Here is a 17,119-nt window from a genome sequence, read left to right on the forward strand (position 1 = left end):
ACAAAAAACCCCTCGTGCCAAGGGCAAGCGAGGGGTGGCGCGTCGGCTAGGTACGAGTCCGGACGAGGTCCGGGGCTCAGCCGACGCGCCCGCCAAGTACGAGAATTCGGGTGGTCATGGCACCGACCTTGCTCCTCGGCGCGGGCCGATGTCAAGCAGGTGGGATCGCCGTCTCGCCATGCGGACCAGCCGTGGACCCCGGCGCGGTACCGCACGCCGCCTGGCGCTCGGCGGACTCGTGCGGCGGGTGCTGGTGCGCGGGACGGCCCGCACCGGGCTCCGGGCGTCCACCCGATCGGGTGTCGGCGGCCGACAGATAGGCGAGCCGGGCCGAGACCGCGCCCAGCGGCCGGGGCAGCGGGTAGAGCCGGCGGGCCAGCGCCCGGCGCAGCCGGAACTCGTCCAGCGGCTGGGCGAAGGCCAGGCCCTGCCCGTACCGGCAGCCCAGCTCCTGCAGCACCGTCACCTGGCGCTCCTGGTCCACCCCCTCGGCGCCGGTGGCCAGCCCCAGCTCGCGGCCCAGCCGCAGCGCGTGGCCGGCCAGCGCCCGGCTGCGCGGGTTCTCGGCCAGCTCCTGGACCAGGGCCCGGTCCAGCTTCAGCGCGTCGAACGGCAGCCGGGCCAGCGCGCTCAGCGAGCCGCTGCCGGCCCCGAAGCCGGCCAGCGCGGTACCCACCCCGAGCCGGCGCAGCGCGGCCAGCTTGCGGCCCAGCTCGTCGGCCATGGCGTCCGACCCCATCCGGGCCAGCTCGATCACCAGCCGCCCGGGCGGCAGGCCGCACTCGCGCAGCGCGGCGGCGATGGTCTCGTGCACCCCGGGCGCGCACAGCCGCTCGGCGGTCAGCCGCACGGTGACCGGGACCGCGCCGGCCGGGCCGCGCCCCGCGCCGCCGGCGCCCACCGCCGAGCGCAGCGCCGCCTCGGCGATCGACTGCTGGAGCAGCCAACGGGTGAACCGGCCCGCCGCGTCACCGGCCTCGGCGGCGCGCAGGAACTCGGCCGGGGTGAGCAGCAGGCCCTGGGCGGAGCGCCAGCGGGCCAGCGCCTCCACCCCGGCCACCGCGCCGGTGCGCAGGTCCACCACGGGCTGGTGGTACAGCGCGAAGCCGCCCTCGCGCACCGCCAGGCGCAGCCGGTCGTCCAGCTCCCGGCGGTGCGCCACGTCGGCCCGCATCGCGGGGCTGTAGAGCACCACCCGGCCCTTGCCCTCGGACTTGGCCCGGTACATCGCGAGGTCGGCGTCACGCATCAGCTCGTCGGCCAGCACGGCCACCTCGCCCACCGGCTGGCCGTACTCGTCCAGGCCGCGCGGGCCGAAGGCGATCCCGATGCTGGCGGCCACCCCCAGCTCGGCGCCGCCGATCCAGTACGGCTCGGAGAGCGCCAGGCGCAGCCGCTCGGCCAGCTCCTGCACCCGCAGGCGGCCCAGCGGGCCGCAGACCAGCACGGCGAACTCGTCACCGCCGAATCTGGCCACCGTGTCACCGGTGCGCACGGTGGACTGCAGCCGGCGGGCCGCCTGCACCAGCAGCTGGTCGCCGACCTGGTGCCCGGCGGTGTCGTTGACCGCCTTGAAGCCGTCCAGGTCCAGGAAGAGCACCGCCACCGTGCCGGGCTCCTGGTAGGGGTGCTCGCGCGGGCACTCGGCCCCAGGCGGCTGGAGGGAGCGCCCGCCGAGCGCGGCGCGCAGCCGCTCGGCGAACAGCGCCCGGTTGGGCAGGTCGGTGAGCGGGTCGTGGAACGCGTTGTGCTGCAACTGGGCCTGCAGCCGGACCCGTTCGGTGACGTCGCGGCTGTTCAGGATCAGCCCGTCGCGGTAGCGGTTGACGGTGGACTCCACATGCAGCCACTCCCCGCCGCCCGCCCGGATCCGGCACTCCACCCGGGCGCTGGGCTCCACCGTGCGTGGGGTGGGCCGGTGCGGGGTGGGGGTGAGCTGGCGGGCCAGGCGCTGGCTGCGGGCCAGGAACCGGTGCACCTCGCCGACCACCCGGTCCGCGTCCTCGGGGTGCACCAGGTCCAGCAGCCGCCCGCCGACCAGCTCCTCGGGATCGCGGCTGTAGACCCCGAGGGCGGCCGGCGAGACGTAGGAGAGCACACCGTTGGCGCCGGTGATCATGATCACGTCGCTGGACCCCTGGACCAGCGAGCGGAAGTGCGCCTCCTTCTGGGCCAGTTCCTGGGCCAGCGACAGGTTGTCCAGCAGCATGATGCCCTGACGGACGATCAGGGCCAGGCCGACCGTGCAGGCGACCACGATCACCACCCGGTCCATCGGATGACCTCCGAGGGCGTTGTCGAGGATGCCGGCCGTGCAGACCGCGGCGGCGGCGTACGGGGTCAGCGCGCTGAAGGTCGAGGCCACCCGGCGGCGCGGCAGGCCGCCGGCCGAGGGGTGCTCACGGCTCGGGCGCCCGCGCCCCCACCGGGCCGACCAGGGCGCCGAGGCGAGCAGCAGGCTGCCCGCGAACCAGCCCGCGTCCAGCAGGTTGCCGGAGTGGTAGGTGTCGCGCAGCGTGGGCGAGGTGAACAGGCCGTCGCAGACCACGGTGACCGCCAGGCCCAGCATCGCGGTGTGCACGGCGGCCCGGTTGCCGTCCCGGCCGCGGAAGCGCAGGCCGACCACGAGCGAGACCATCAGGATGTCCAGCACCGGGTAGGCCAGGCCCAGCGCCAGGCGCAGCGGGTCGCCGACCTCGCCCTCGGCGGTGCGGCCCAGCGCCAGGCTCCAGCCGAGCGTGAAGAGCGAGCCGGCCACCATCCAGCCGTCCAGCAGCAGGCAGAACCAGCCGGCCGCGCCGCGCGGGCGCTGGGCCAGCACCAGCAGGCCGGTGATGGCCAGCGGGGCGAACGGCAGGAAGGCGTAGTCGGCCAGCGAGTCCGGCGGCACTTTGGTGCGCAGCACCACCTCGTACCAGCCCCAGGTGCCGTTGCCGAGCGCCACGGTGGCGGAGGAGAGGCCGAAGAGCAGCCAGGCCGGGCGGGTCGGCCCGGGCACCGTGCAGCCGTGCGCCAGGCAGGAGAGCGCGGCCGCCAGGGCCGCGCCGGCCAGGCCGAAGTCGCCCATGAACGTCGCCAGCGCCGGCGATCCCCAGCCGGTGGCGGCGCCGATCGCGTAGCCGGCGCAGAGGGCCGCCAGCAGCACTCCGGGCAGCCGGCCGATCGGCAGCAGCGGGCGGCGGCCCGGCGGCGGGCCGAGGGCCGACGCGCCGACGGGCACCGCGCCCGGCACCAGGCCGGGGGCGGGCGCCAGGACGGCGGCCGACTGCGCCACCCCGCGGGGGCGGGCAGGCAGCGTCTGGGGCACGACGTCGGCCGGGCTCACCGGGCACCTCCCCCTCCGGTCCGGGACACCGGCGGCGCCCCGGGGCGGCCGAGCCCGGTACCGCGCCGCCGCACCGGAGTTCGCCGCGGCACCGGAGCTCCTCCCCGTACCGGGGTCCGCAGTACGGGGACTGGCCGTACTGCGATTGCCGGCCGTACTGCGACTGGCAGTACCGGAGTTCGCAGCACCGGGGTTCCCGGCCGGGACCCCACACCACTTCGGTCACTCAATGACACGCGCACTCAACTTAGAGTAATGGTCCGAGAGTAGGGATATGCACCCGCTTCCACCAGATCGGCCCGGTTGGCCGTAGCGCACGCCCGGGAGCACGCGCGCCGGGGCGCGTGCGTCCGTGCGCCGGACTACGCGCCGCCGGAGACCGGTACCAGCTCGGGCTCGGGAAACAGGTGCAGCCGGTGGGCCAGCGCGGCCGCCTCGCCGCGCCCGGACACCTCCAGCTTGGCCAGGATGTTGGAGACGTGCACGCTGGCCGTCTTCGGCGAGATGAAGAGCTCCTCGGCTATCTGCCGGTTCGTCCGGCCCTCGGCGAGCAGCCGCAGCACGTCGGTCTCCCTGGGCGTCAGGTGGAAGGCCGCGGCGCCCACCGCCGGCCCGCCCTCGCCGCCCGGCGCGTCCGCCGGCCGCCCCTGCTCGACCGGCTCGGCCGGACGCAAGGCCCGGGCCACGCCGACGCGCTCGGCCAGCCGGGCGATCTGCCGGCCCAGCTCCAGATCACCGCGCAGCTCGGCCAACGGTCCCGCCTCGCGCAGCAGTTCGCCCGCCCGCTCGCGCTCGCCGGCCGCGGCCGCCGTACCGGCCGCACCGAGCAACGCCAGCACCAGGGGATACGGCAGCCCGGTGGCGCGCAGCGGCTCGACGGCCGCCGCCCAGTGCGCCGGGGTGTCGCTCCCCGTGGCCCTGGCCAGCTCGGCCTCGGCCAGCGCCAGCCAGCCCTGGTGCAGCGGGGAGAGCGGGCGCAGCCCGACCAGCTCGGCAGCGATCCGGCGCAGCACCTCGGGGCGGTCCGGCTCGGCGGCGGGCAGCCCGCGGGTGTCGGCCTCCACCCCGGCGGCCCGGGCCAGCAGCGGCAGCAGCACACCGGCGCGGCCCGGTTGCGGGCCCGCCAGCACCGTCAGCAGGGCGGCCCTGGCCTCCAGCGGACGCCCGGCCCGCGTGGCCAGCTCGACCTCCAGCAGGGCGTTGGGCACCGCGTGCTGCGGCTGGTGCCAGTCGCCGACCCGGGCCAGCGCGAGGAACTCCTCGGCCTTGGCCTGCTCGCCGCGGTGCAGCGCGAGTTCACCGCGCAGCCGGAACAGGTACGGGTCGTAGGGCTCCGGACGCCCGTCGCCCTCCCAGCCGGCCAGCACCCGGGCGGCCTCGGCCGGACGGCCGACCTTCAACAGGCACTCGGCCAGGTTGCCGGCCAGCAGCGCCCCCGCGTTGCGCAGCAGACCGAGGTCGCCGGCCACCGCCAGCCCCTCCCTGGCCAGTTCGACGGCCTCCTCGGCCCGGCCCAACTGGCCGAGCAGGCTGGCCAGATTGTTCAGGCCGCGGGTCAGCAGGTCCGGCACGCCGAGCCGGCGGGCCCCCTCGATCGCCTCGCGCAGCACCGCGATGCCGCGCTCGGGGTCCCCGAACTCGGCGTGGAACGAGCCGAGGGTCATCCGGGCGAACAGCTCCACGCTTCGCGCGCCGACCTGGCGGGCGATCGCCACCGCCTGCTCGGCCAGCTCCACATCGGCCTCGGTGGGGTGCTGGAACAGCGACTGGCCGGCCGCCAGCGCGTAGACGTCGGCCTTGACCGCCGAGGGCGGCGTGCCCTCGACCAGGCGGCGGGCGTGCGCCAGCTCCTGGTCGCCGCCCAGGCGGTTGAGGTGGCCCAGCATCCGGGACCGGTTCATCCGGAACCAGGCCGCGCGCAGCGGGTCCGCGGCCTCGTCCACCAGCTTGAGGGCGCGCTTGGCCAGGCTCAGGCCGCGCTCGCGGTCACCGGCCCGGCGGGCCGCGACCACCGCCTCGGCCAGCACGTCGACCAGCCGCAGCCGGTCGCACTCGGGCCCGCGGACGGGCGGCTCGCAGGAGCACGGCGGGTAGGTCTCGGCCCAGTCGTACGGGCGCAGGGTGGTCCGCAGGCTCTCCTCGTCCACCTCGTCCCACAGGTCGATGGCCCGCTCCAGCAGGCTGAGCTGCTCGGCGAAGGCGTTGCGGCGCCGGGCGGCCCGGGCGGCGTCCAGCGCGGAGGGCAGCGCCCGGGCCGGATCGTGCGCGTGGTACCAGTAGTTGGCCAGCCGGGCCGGCTGCTGGTCGCCGCCGACCAGGCCGGGATCGGCCTCCAGGGCCTCGGCGAAGCGGCGGTTGATCCTGGTCCGCTCGCCGGGCAGCAGGTCGTCCGAGACCGCCTCGCGGACCAGGGCGTGCCGGAACCGGTAGCCCTCGCCGTCCCGGTCCGGCTGCAGGATGTTGGCGCCCACCGCGGTGCGCAGCGCCTCCAGCAGGTCGGTCACCCCGAGTCGCTCGTCGGCCTCGCGCCCGGCCCCCTCGTGACCGCGGGTCAGGACCGCTTCGAGGAGCTGGTGCTCGACCCGCGAGCCGCCCTCGGCGGCGATCCGCAGCACCCGCTGGGTCTGTTCGGGCAGCGCCTCCACCCGCACCAGCAGGATGTCCCGCAGCGAGTCGCTCAACCCCACCGAGCAGCCCTCCTGGTGCGAGCAGGCCAGCTCCTCGACGAAGAACGGGTTGCCCTCCGAGCGGCGGTGGATCCGGGCGACCAGCCCGCGGTCCGGCGCCTCGACGCCCAGGATGCCCGCCAGCTGGGCGGCCACCTCGCGCTGGTCGAACCTCTCCAGCTCCAGGCGGTGCACGGTGCGCTGGCGTTCCAGCTCGGCCAGGAAGGGGCGCAGCGGGTGGCGGCGGTGCAGGTCGTCGGTGCGGTAGGTGGCCAGGATCAGCACTCGGGACCGGTGCAGGGTACTGATCAGATAACCGAGCAGCTCGCGGGTGGAACGGTCGGACCAGTGCAGGTCCTCGATCGCCAGCACCAGGGTGCGCTCGGCGCTCAGCCGCTCGAAGAGGCGACCGACGTGCTCGAACAGCCGGGCCCGGCCGTACTCGTCGTTGGGTTCGGTGTCGGACCCGCCGAACTCGGGCAGCAGCCGGGAGAGGTGGCCCTCCATGCCCGCGGCGGCCTGCTCCAGCTCGGGGCCGAGCCGGCGGTAGAGCCGGCGCAGCGCGGTGACCAGCGGGGCGTAGGGCAGCCCGGTGGCGCCGACCTCCAGGCAGTTGCCGAGCATGGTGACGGTGGCCTGCCGCTCGTCGCGCTCGGCGCGGCAGAGGAACTCCTCCAGCAGCCGGGTCTTGCCCACCCCCGCCTCGCCGCCGACCAGCAGCGCCTGCGGCTGCCCCGCCGCGGCGCGGCGCAGCGCCCTGGTGAGCGAGGCGATCTCGCTGCCGCGGCCGACGAACACAGGACTGACCGAGATCTGCTCCACGGCGCTGAGCATGCCACAGAGCCCGGACGGCGGCCGAACGGTTATCCCGGCATGCGGACCTGGCGATCCGTCGGGGAGGGTGCCCATGAAGGCGCTCGGCGACCGGGTGGTCCGATCAGCATTCGCCGATCGAGGGCGAGCCGGCCGTGCTCACCGCCGGGCGCCCGCCGGTCACCGCCTGCGCGGTGCCCGGCTGGTGAGCCAGGCGCGGGGCGCGGCGCAGGCCGGCGGCCAGCCGTCCCAGGCGGCCCTGGCCGCCCTGGCCGCCCTGCGCGCGGTTGGCCCGGCGCGCCTGGGCCACCAGGCGCCGGTGGGCGGCCTGGGCGCGCAGCTCGGCACCGCGCTGGCTGTAGAGCTGGTACTCGATCTCGGTCATGGTGCGTTCCCCTCGTATCCCCTCGGGACGCTTCCCGGTCTCTCCCGGCCGGTCCGTCGTCCGCTCCTCAGAGACTCCTCGCCCAGGGGGGTGCGGCACATCGGCAGCATGCCGGATCTTGGGAGGGGCAGGTGCCTTAGAAGGAAAGGCAGGAGCCCGTGGCCACCCCTAAGGAGGGGGGCCACGGGCTCCGTGAGGTCCTTAGACCAAGATCTCCGGCTGAGGTCGTCAGGCCGCGCCGAGCCGCTCCAGACGGCGCCCGATGTCCTTACGCGGCAAGCCGCTCCAGACGGCGCCCACGGTCCTTACGCGGCAAGCCGCTCCAGGATCAGGTCCTTGACCCGGGCCGCGTCGGCCTGGCCGCGGGTGGCCTTCATGACCGCGCCGACCAGCGCGCCCACCGCCTGCACCTTGCCGCCGCGGATCTTCTCGGCGATGTCCGGGTTGTCGGCGATCACCTGGTCGACGGCCGCGCCGAGCGCCGAGTCGTCCGAGACCACGGCCAGCCCGCGGGCGGCCACCACCTCGTCCGGCTCGCCCTCGCCGGCCAGCACGCCCTCGATGACCTGGCGGGCCAGCTTGTCGTTCAGCTTGCCTTCGGCGACCAGCGCGCACACCCGGGCCACCTGGGCGGGGGTGATCGGCTGCTCGGCCAGCTCGGTGCCGCTCTCGTTGGCCCGCCGGGCCAGCTCGCCCAGCCACCACTTGCGGGCCTGGTCGGCCGGGGCACCGGCCGCGATGGTCTGCTCGATCAGCTCCACCGCACCGGCGTTGAGCACCGACTGCATGTCCAGGTCGGACAGGCCCCACTCGGCCTGCAGCCGGGCCCGGCGCACCCGCGGCAGCTCGGGCAGCTCGGCCCGGAGCTGCTCGACCCAGTCACGGGCCGGGGCGATCGGGACCAGGTCGGGCTCGGGGAAGTACCGGTAGTCCTCGGCGTTGTCCTTGATCCGGCCGGAGGTGGTGGAGCCGTCCTCCTCGTGGAAGTGCCGGGTCTCCTGCACGATGGTGCCGCCGTCGCTCAGCACGGTGGCGTGCCGCATGATCTCGAACCGGGCGGCCCGCTCCACGCTGCGCAGCGAGTTGACGTTCTTGGTCTCCGAGCGGGTGCCGAAGGTCTCGGTGCCGTTGGGGCGCAGCGACAGGTTGACGTCGCAGCGCATCTGGCCCTTGTCCATCCGCGCCTCGGAGACGCCCAGCGCCTTGATCAGCTCACGCAGTTCGGCGACGTACGCCTTGGCCACCTCGGGCGCGCGGCTGCCCGCGCCCTCGATCGGCTTGGTGACGATCTCGATCAGCGGGATGCCGGCCCGGTTGTAGTCCAGCAGCGAGTGCGTGGCGCCGTGGATCCGGCCGGTGGCACCGCCGACGTGGCTGGACTTGCCGGTGTCCTCCTCCATGTGCGCGCGCTCGATCTGGACCCGGAAGGTCTCGCCGTCCTCCAGGCGCACGTCGAGGTAGCCGTTGAAGGCGATCGGCTCGTCGTACTGCGAGGTCTGGAAGTTCTTCGGCATGTCCGGGTAGAAGTAGTTCTTCCGCGCGAACCGGCACCACTGGGCGATCTCGCAGTTCAGCGCGAGGCCGATGCGCACCGCGGACTCCACGCCGACCGCGTTCACCACGGGCAGCGAGCCGGGCAGACCCAGGCAGGTCGGGCAGGTCTGCGAGTTCGGCTCGGCACCAAGCTCGGTGGAGCAGCCGCAGAACATCTTCGTCTTGGTGCCCAGCTCGACGTGGACCTCCAGACCCATCACCGGGTCGTAGGAGGCCAGTGCCTCGTCGTAGGACACCAGGTTCATGACGCTCACAGCGTCCCCTTCACTAAAAGACTTGGGAGGTACCGGTCCGGTCCCGCGCGCGGGACCGGACCCGACGGGGCGTCAGCCCGCGAGGACGTCGTCGCTGCCCAGCTGCCGCAGCTCACGGACCAGCAGCAGCGTGCCGGTGAGCAGCGCGGCGGCGCCGACCACGGCGTTGGCCAGCAACAGCGTGTCGTTCTCGCTGCGAGCCTTCCGGAATTCCTTGACGACGCCCAGCGCACCGAAGGTGCTGGTGCCGATGGACAGCCACAGACCGGGCTTGCTGTGCTTGAAGCCCTTGATTGAAGAACTGCTGGCCTTAGCCTTCTCGATCTTGCTCACAGTGCCGGTGCCTCCTCCAGCAGGGGATGCCCCCACTTGTCGTTGAGTGCGGCCTCGACGGCGCCGCCCACGCGGTACAGGCGGTCGTCCGCCATCGCGGGTGCGATGATCTGCAGGCCGACCGGGAGATTGTCCTCCGGGGCCAGGCCGCAGGGCAGCGACATGGCCGCATTGCCCGCCAGGTTCGAGGGGATCGTGCACAGGTCGGCCAGGTACATCGCCATCGGGTCGTCGGCGCGCTCGCCGATCGGGAAGGCGGTGGTCGGGGTGGTCGGCGAGATGAGCACGTCCACGTCGGCGAAGGCCGCGTCGAAGTCGCGCGAGATCAGGGTGCGGACCTTCTGCGCCGAGCCGTAGTAGGCGTCGTAGTACCCCGAGGAGAGCGCGTAGGTGCCCAGGATGATGCGGCGCTTGACCTCGGGGCCGAAGCCGGCCTCGCGGGTGAGCGCGGTGACCTGCTCGGCGGAGGCGATGCCGTCGTCGCCGACCCGCAGGCCGTAGCGCATCGCGTCGAAGCGGGCCAGGTTGGAGGAGGCCTCGCTCGGCGCGATCAGGTAGTAGGCCGGCAGCGCCAGGGTGAAGGACGGGCAGGAGACCTCGACGACCTCGGCGCCCAGCTCGCGCAGCAGCTCCACGCTCTCGTTGAAGCGCTGCATCACACCGGCCTGGTAGCCCTCGCCGGCGAACTCCTTGACCACGCCGATCTTCATACCGCGCACGTCGCGCTGCCTGGCGGCGGCGACCACGGCCGGCACCGGGGCGTCGATCGAGGTGGAGTCCAGCGGGTCGTGGCCGGCGATCGCCTCGTGCAGCAGCGCCGCGTCCAGCACGGTACGGGCGCACGGGCCGCCCTGGTCGAGCGAGGAGGAGAAGGCGATCAGGCCGTAGCGGGAGACCGAGCCGTAGGTCGGCTTGACGCCGACCGTGCCGGTGACGGCGCCGGGCTGGCGGATCGAGCCGCCGGTGTCGGTGCCGATCGCCAGCGGGGCCTCGTAGGCGGCCAGCGCGGCCGCCGAGCCGCCGCCGGAGCCACCGGGGATCCGGGACAGGTCCCAGGGGTTGCCGGTGGTGCCGAAGGCGGAGTTCTCGGTGGAGGAGCCCATCGCGAACTCGTCCATGTTGGTCTTGCCCAGGATGACCACGCCCGCGTCCTTCAGACGCGACGTCAGGGTCGCGTCGTAGGGCGGGATCCAGCCTTCGAGGATCTTCGAGCCGCAGGTGGTGGGGACGCCCTTGGTGGTGAAGACGTCCTTGAGCGCGAGCGGCACGCCGGCCAGCGGGCCGAGCTCCTCGCCCCTGGCGCGCTTGTCGTCCACCGCGCGGGCCGCGGCCAGCGCGCCCTCGGTGTCCACGTGCAGGAAGGCGTTGACCTTCTTGTCGACGGCGTCGATCCGGTCGAGGTGCGCCTGGGCCACCTCGACCGCGCTGACGGTGCCGGCCGCGATCGCGGCAGCGGTCTCGGCAGCGGTGTGCTTGATGAGATCGGTCATCGGTGGTCAGTCCTCCCCGAGGATCTGCGGAACCCGGAAACGCTGCTCCTCGGCGGCCGGGGCGCCGGACAGCGCCTGCTCGGGCGTGAGCGAGGGGCGCACCTCGTCCGCGCGCATGACGTTGGTCAGCGGCAGCGGGTGGGAGGTCGGCGGGACGTCCGCTCCGGCGACCTCGGAAACGCGGGCGACCGCGCCGATGATCACGTCCAGCTGCTCGGCGAAGTGGTCCAGCTCCTCCGCCTGCAACTCCAGACGCGACAGCCGGGCGAGGTGGGCGACCTCCTCGCGCGTGATGCCAGGCATGCAGCGATCCTCAAGGTGAGTTCTGATGAGGCCGGCGGCGCCCGGTGGGGCGAGCACCGACCCGGACGGGGACCGGCGGGCAGGGCCGCGCTGGTCGTCCGTCCTCTTGTCTGTGCTGACCATCCTAGGGGGCGCCGGATGTCGCGGACGTTACTGCGGGGTGGTGGGGGCCTCGGTGGGCGGGCTCAGCGGCTGCCGGGGCAGGCCCGGGCAGGGCAGCTCGGCCTGCCCGGTCCAGCGCTCCAGGTGGGTGAGCCGCTCGGCGGACGGCGGCCCGGTGCGGTGCACCCGCAGCCAGGCGGTGGCCTGGTCGGCGGGCAGCGCGGCGGAGACCAGCCAGCCCTGCACCGCGTCCACGCCCAGGCCGTGCAGGCGCTCCCAGGTCTCGTCGTCCTCCACGCCCTCGGCCACCACGGTCAGGCCCAGCGAGTGGGCCAGCTCCACCGAGCAGCGCACCACGGCCGCGTCGTGGTCGTCGGCGACCATCCGGGAGACGAAGGAGCGGTCGATCTTCAGCTCGCCGACCGGCAGACTGCGCAGCCGCACCAGCGAGGAGTGGCCGGTGCCGAAGTCGTCCAGCGACATCCCCACGCCGTGCCGGCGCAGCTCGGCCAGGGTGTCGGCGGCCCGCCGCGAGTCGTCGAGCAACAGCCGCTCGGTGATCTCCAGTTGGAGCGCCTGGGCCGGGACCTGGTGGCGGCTCAGGTGGGCGGCGACCCGCTCGGCGAAGCCGGGGTTGAGCACGTCGCGCGGCGAGACGTTGACGGCCACCTGCACCTGCAGGCCCTGCCCGCGCCAGGCGGCGAGCTGGCCGATCGCGGCCTCCAGCACGTAGTCGGTGAGCCGGGGCATCAGGCCGCTGGACTCGGCCAGGCCCACGAACTCGTCCGGGGAGACCTTGCCGCGCCCGGGCCGCTCCCAGCGCAGCAGCGCCTCCAGGCCCACCACCCGGCCGTCGAAGGCCACCTTGGGCTGGTAGTGCAGCTGCACCTCGCCGGTCTCCAGGGCCCGGCGCAGGTCGCCGAGCAGGCCGATCCGGTAGGGGGTGTCGGCGTCCTGCGAGTGGTCGTACTGCTCGACGCCGGTACGCCCGCGCTGCGCGTGGCCCATCGCGACGTCCGCGCGCCGCAGCAACGATTCTGCGTCACCCGCGTGCTGCGGGTACACACAGACACCGGCACTGGCCTCCAGCACCAGCAGCAGACCGTCCAGCCGGATCGGCGCGGCCAGCTCGGCGATCAGCGCCTTGGCCAGGCGCTCCAGGGTGTCGGCGTGCCCGACGCCGGGCAGCAGGACGGCGAACTCGTCGCCGCCCATCCGGGCCACCACCGCGCGGCGGGCGTGCTCGGCGGCGGGCGGCAGGGCGGCCAGCAGTTCCTCGGTCTCGCGGCGGCGGTCGGCGGCGCCCAGGTAGCCGAGCGGGTCGCCCAGCGGGGCCGTGGACGGCAGCGCGGCGAGCAGCGGGGCCGCGGGGAGGGCGGGGATCGCGCCCGGCGGCAGCGGCCGGCCGGGCGGGTGCGGCGGGGCGAGCAGGTCCCGCGGGTCGGCCGGCGCCGACGGGTAGGGCCCGGCGGTCGGTGCCCCGGGCGGCCCGGCGAACGGCCCGCCGGGTGGTGCCTGCGGCGGCAGCGCGCCGAGGTCGAGCCGGGCGGTGGGGGCCGCGCCGTAGCCGGGGGCCGTCCCCGGCGCGCCGGCGGCTCCCGGCCCGGCGGACGTTCCGGCGCCCGGTCCGGTGCCCGGCGGTCCTGCGGGCGAGGTGCCGCGGGCGTCCAGCTGACCGCCGCGCAGCACCCGGTGCAGCCGGCGGCCGATGTGCACGAGTAAGCGGTCGCCGGCGGCATGCCCGAGGGTGTCGTTCAACGACCGGAACCGATCGAGGTCGAGCAGGATCAGCCCGACGCTGTACCCGTCCTCGGCCTCGTGCTCGGCGATCGACTCCTGCGCGGCCAGCAGCAGCGCATGACGGTTCGGCAGCCCGGTCAGCGGATCGGTGAGCTGATCCCTGGCCCGGTCACGGGCGATCCGCCAGGCCGCCACCAGCACGGCCATCGGGACCGCGAAGAGCGGCAGCAGTTCGGGCTCGTGCCGGCTGACCAGGACGGCCAGCGGGATGAGCGGCGCGGCCCCGGCCAGCAGGACGCCGAGCAGCAGGACCGCACCCGCAACCCCCTGCGGCGGACGCGTCAGCGCACCGCCGGTCGTACGATCCATACGCCCTGTCCTCCGTCAGGCCCGCCCCCGCCAGGCCGCATCGCGGCTGGAACCGACCGGAAGAACAGTCGGTCCTGACACCCCTGATCACGTGTCAGTCGGTCTCAGCCGGGAAGCGCCCCCCTGTCGGCGCCCTAGGACCCGGTGCCCCCATCCTGCTGACACACTGTTGCGCTCCAGAGTAAATCCGCCCTCACCGTGAGGGCGGACTTTCGGTCATCCGGGAGCACGCCAGCACGGGTCCGGCGCCACACAGTGACACGATGCCCCCTTTGCGCGCCCACCACCCTGATGACGGGGCATCAGCACGATAACAAGAGGGACACGTCAGGCCTGGTCAGCCCCCTCGGGGGTTACCTCGGCCGGCTCCTGCGCGGGGGGCTCAGTGGCGGGCTCGGCCGCGGGCTCGTCGAGGGGCGGCAGGCCCAGGTGCTCCCGGGCCGCGGCCGGGCCGTGCTCCAGCAGCACCGCGAAACCGGCGTCGTCCAGGACGGCCAGCCCGAGCTGCACCGCCTTGTCATACTTCGACCCCGGATTGTCACCGACCACCACGAAGTGGGTCTTCTTCGAAACCGATCCGGTCACCTTCGCCCCACGCGAGACCAGCGCCTCCTTGGCACCGTCCCGGGTGTGGTCGGCCAACGTGCCGGTGACCACCACGGTGAGCCCCTCCAGCGGCCGCTCCCCCGCCTCCTCGGTGGCCTCCTCGACGAAGCGCACCCCGGCCTCGCGCCACTTGGCCACGATCTCGCGGTGCCACTCCTCCTCGTACCACTCGATGATCGCCCGGGCGATGACCGGGCCGACCCCCTCGGTGGCCGCCAGCTGCGCCTCGTCGGCCGCGAAGATCGCGTCCAGGTCGCGGAACTCGCGGGCCAGCGCCTGGGCGGCCACCGGGCCGACATGACGGATCGACAGGCCGTTGAGGTAGCGCCAGAGCGGGCGCTCCCTGGCGGCCGCCAGGTTGTCCAGCAGCAGACCCGCCGTCTTCTTCGGCTCGCCCTTGAGGTTGGCGAAGAAGGTGACCTTCTTCTCCTTGCCGGTCTTGTCGTCCAGCTTCGGCATGCCCGTCTTCTGGTCGCGCACCAGCACCTTGATCGGCAGCAGCTGCTCGACGGTCAGGCCGAAGATGTCCCCCTCGTTCTTGACGGGCGGCTCCTTGGGCTCCAGCGGCTGGGTCAGCGCGGTCGCGGCCACATAGCCCAGGCCCTCGATGTCCAGCGACTCGCGACCGCCCAGGTAGGCGATCCGCTCGCGGACCTGGGCCGGGCAGAACTGGGCATTGGGGCAGCGCAGGTCGATGTCGCCCTCGGACATCGGGCGCAGCTCGCTGCCGCACTCGTGGCAGTGGCTGGGCATCACGAACTCCCGCTCGGTGCCGTCCCGCAGGTCCTCCACCGGGCCGAGGATCTCCGGGATCACGTCACCGGCCTTGCGCAGCACCACGGTGTCGCCGAGCAGCACGCCCTTGGCCTTGACCACGTCCTGGTTGTGCAGCGTGGCGTACTGGACCATCGAGCCGGCCACCTTCACCGGCTCGGCCAGCACCGCGAACGGGGTGGCCCGCCCGGTGCGCCCGATGCCGACCTGGATCCGGTCCAGCTTGGCGGTGACCTCCTCCGGCGGGTACTTCCAGGCGATCGCCCAGCGCGGCGACTTGGAGGTGGCGCCGAGCCGGCCCTGCAGCGCGATCTCGTCCACCTTGACCACCACGCCGTCGATCTCGTGCTCGACCGAGTGGCGCTGCTCGCCGTACTGCTTGATGAAGGCGCGCACCTCGTCGAGGGTGGCGACCACCCGGTTGTGCTTGGCGGTGGGCAGCCCCCAGTCGTGCAGCAGCTGGTAGGCGTGCGACTGGCAGTCGATCTCGAAGCCCTCGCGGGCGCCGATCCCGTGCACCACCATGTGCAGCGGGCGCGCGGCGGTGACCAGCGGGTCCTTCTGGCGCAGCGAACCGGCGGCGGCGTTGCGCGGGTTGGCGAAGAGCTTGATCAGGGCGCGCGGGCGCTTGCCCTCCTCGGCGCGCTCCTCGTTCTCCAGCCGGCGGCGCTCGTTCTCGGCCGCGAAGGAGGCGTTGAGCTCGGCGAAGGCCTCGGTGGGCAGGTAGACCTCGCCGCGGATCTCCACCAGGGCGGGGATGTTCTCGCCCTTGAGCTGGTGCGGGATCTCCTTGATGGTGCGGATGTTGGTGGTGATGTCCTCGCCGACCCGGCCGGTACCGCGGGTGGCGGCGAGCACCAGGCGGCCGTGCTCGTAGGTGAGGTTGACCGCCAGGCCGTCCACCTTGAGCTCGCACAGGTAGTGGTACTCGACGCCGTCCAGCTCGCGGGCCACCCGCTCGGCCCAGGCGGCCAGCTCCTCCTCGTCCATGGCGTTGTCGAGGCTGAGCAGCCGCTCGCGGTGCTCGACCTTGGTGAAGCCCTCGGCGGCCCCGCCGCCCACCTTCTGGGTCGGCGAGTCGGGGGTGACCAGCACCGGGTGCTCGGCCTCGATCGCCTCCAGCTCGCGCATCAGCCGGTCGAACTCGGCGTCGCTGACGACCGGCGCGTCCTGCTCGTAGTAGCGGACACGGTGGTCCTCGACCTCGGCCGCCAGCTCGGCGTGGCGCCTGCGCACCTCCGCCGGGACCTCTTCCCAGCCCTCGACAGCCGCCACCGTACGCCTCCTGATTCGCCCTACTCCGGGTTGTCCACCAGGCTCTGGGCGCCCCTCACGCTGAGTGACAGCGCGGTTCGGGCGTAGGCCGGGCTCGCGCCCGCCAGCCCGCAGGTCGGCGTCACCAGCACCCGGCGGCCCAGCAGTTCCGGATCGAGTCCGAGCCTGCGCCACAACGTCCTGACACCGGTGACATTACCGGCCGGGTCCGACAATCCCTGATCGGTGGCCGGCACCACTCCGGCGAGAAAAACGGTGCCCGCCTCGACCGCCTCGCCGATCACCTCGTCCTCACGCTCCGTCAACAACCCGAAGTCGAGCGAGACCCCGGCCACACCGGCCCGGCGCAGCAAGGGGATTGGCACCTGCGGCGCGCAGCAGTGCACCACCACCGGCACATCCAGGGCTCCGACCAGCCCGCGCAGCACCTCCTCGGCGACCTGTCGGTCCACCGAGCGCAGCCGCTGGAACCCGCTGGCGGTCTTCACCGCACCGGTGAGCACGGCGGGCAGCGAGGGCTCGTCCAGCTGGAGCACCGGCTGCGCCCCCGGCACCCGCTTGCGCAGCTCGGCCAGGTGACGGCGCAGGCCCTCAACGAGCGAGCCGGCGATGTCCCGGCAGGCCCCCGGATCGGCCAACGCCTTCTCGCCGTGCCGCAGCTCGATGTTCGCGGCCAGCGTCCACGGCCCGACCGCCTGCACCTTGAGCGCCCCGGTGTAGCCCTGGGTGAACTCCTCCAGCGCGTCCAGGTCCTCGCCGAGCCAGGAGTGAGCACGCTTGGTGTCCCGCCCGGGCCGGTCGGCGAACCGCCAGCCACTCGGCTCGACCTGCGCGAACAGCTCCACCAGCAGCCCAGCCGAGCGCCCGATCATGTCCGCCCCGGGCCCCCGCGCGGGCAGCTCGGGCAGGAACGGGAGCTGCTCCAGGGCTCCGACCGAGGTCTTGGCCGCCTCCCGTGCGTCGGTGCCGGGCATCGAGCCGACTCCGGTGGCGGCGCCGAGCAGGTCGGGGAAGGTGAGGTTGCTGGTCACGGTGTGCAGACTACGGGAGCGCGGGTGGCGGCGAGAGCGGCCGCCGGGGTCTGACGCCTTGACCAGCCTGCAGCGTGGCGGCCTCCTTTGCAGGGTCAC

General features: G+C 74.0%; 10 protein-coding genes. All 10 read right to left on the reverse strand.

The window, feature by feature from the left end; all coding sequences use genetic code 11:
* Positions 1–151 precede the first annotated feature (151 nt).
* The gene (locus ACFZB9_RS33650) at positions 152–3,172 is read right to left on the reverse strand and encodes a putative bifunctional diguanylate cyclase/phosphodiesterase (RefSeq protein WP_391453664.1); all 3,021 of its coding nucleotides are present in this window, start codon (positions 3,170–3,172) and stop codon (positions 152–154) included.
* Between the two features lie 515 nt (positions 3,173–3,687).
* Positions 3,688–6,813, reverse strand: a complete 3,126-nt coding sequence (locus ACFZB9_RS33655; RefSeq protein WP_391453566.1) for a helix-turn-helix transcriptional regulator — start codon at positions 6,811–6,813, stop codon at positions 3,688–3,690.
* Positions 6,814–6,928: 115 nt separating this feature from the next.
* Positions 6,929–7,189: a hypothetical protein gene (locus ACFZB9_RS33660; RefSeq protein WP_391453567.1), complete on the reverse strand. Its 261-nt coding sequence runs from the start codon at positions 7,187–7,189 to the stop codon at positions 6,929–6,931.
* Between the two features lie 305 nt (positions 7,190–7,494).
* Entirely contained in the window at positions 7,495–8,997 is a 1,503-nt protein-coding gene (gatB, locus tag ACFZB9_RS33665; protein ID WP_391453568.1) for an Asp-tRNA(Asn)/Glu-tRNA(Gln) amidotransferase subunit GatB, read from the reverse strand.
* A 72-nt stretch (positions 8,998–9,069) separates the two neighbouring features.
* Complete coding sequence (locus ACFZB9_RS33670; RefSeq protein WP_391453570.1) at positions 9,070–9,330, reverse strand: hypothetical protein; 261 nt, start codon at positions 9,328–9,330, stop codon at positions 9,070–9,072.
* On the reverse strand, positions 9,327–10,820 hold the full coding sequence (gene gatA / locus ACFZB9_RS33675; protein ID WP_391453571.1) for an Asp-tRNA(Asn)/Glu-tRNA(Gln) amidotransferase subunit GatA: 1,494 nt from the start codon (positions 10,818–10,820) through the stop codon (positions 9,327–9,329). Before gatA ends, ACFZB9_RS33670 begins: the two co-directional genes overlap by 4 nt.
* Positions 10,821–10,826: 6 nt before the next feature.
* The gene (gene gatC, locus ACFZB9_RS33680) at positions 10,827–11,123 is read right to left on the reverse strand and encodes an Asp-tRNA(Asn)/Glu-tRNA(Gln) amidotransferase subunit GatC (protein ID WP_184935436.1); all 297 of its coding nucleotides are present in this window, start codon (positions 11,121–11,123) and stop codon (positions 10,827–10,829) included.
* A 150-nt stretch (positions 11,124–11,273) separates the two neighbouring features.
* Entirely contained in the window at positions 11,274–13,334 is a 2,061-nt protein-coding gene (locus tag ACFZB9_RS33685) for a putative bifunctional diguanylate cyclase/phosphodiesterase (RefSeq protein WP_391453573.1), read from the reverse strand.
* A 327-nt stretch (positions 13,335–13,661) separates the two neighbouring features.
* The gene (ligA, locus tag ACFZB9_RS33690; protein ID WP_391453574.1) at positions 13,662–15,989 is read right to left on the reverse strand and encodes an NAD-dependent DNA ligase LigA; all 2,328 of its coding nucleotides are present in this window, start codon (positions 15,987–15,989) and stop codon (positions 13,662–13,664) included.
* Positions 15,990–16,009: 20 nt separating this feature from the next.
* Positions 16,010–16,963 (reverse strand): methionine synthase, encoded by a 954-nt coding sequence (locus ACFZB9_RS33695; protein ID WP_391453666.1) that lies wholly within the window; start codon positions 16,961–16,963, stop codon positions 16,010–16,012.
* Positions 16,964–17,119 lie beyond the last annotated feature (156 nt).

This window comes from Kitasatospora sp. NPDC008050, assembly GCF_042957465.1.
Classification (GTDB): Bacteria; Actinomycetota; Actinomycetes; order Streptomycetales; family Streptomycetaceae; genus Kitasatospora.

Excerpts from the sequence above, each read along its gene's own strand:
- ACFZB9_RS33660 (WP_391453567.1), bottom strand. The coding sequence starts at position 7,189 with ATGACCGAGATCGAGTACCAGCTCTACAGCCAGCGCGGTGCCGAGCTG.
- gatA (WP_391453571.1), bottom strand. The coding sequence starts at position 10,820 with ATGACCGATCTCATCAAGCACACCGCTGCCGAGACCGCTGCCGCGATC.
- gatC (WP_184935436.1), bottom strand. The coding sequence starts at position 11,123 with ATGCCTGGCATCACGCGCGAGGAGGTCGCCCACCTCGCCCGGCTGTCG.
- ACFZB9_RS33685 (WP_391453573.1), bottom strand. The coding sequence starts at position 13,334 with ATGGATCGTACGACCGGCGGTGCGCTGACGCGTCCGCCGCAGGGGGTT.
- ACFZB9_RS33695 (WP_391453666.1), bottom strand. The coding sequence starts at position 16,963 with ATGCCCGGCACCGACGCACGGGAGGCGGCCAAGACCTCGGTCGGAGCC.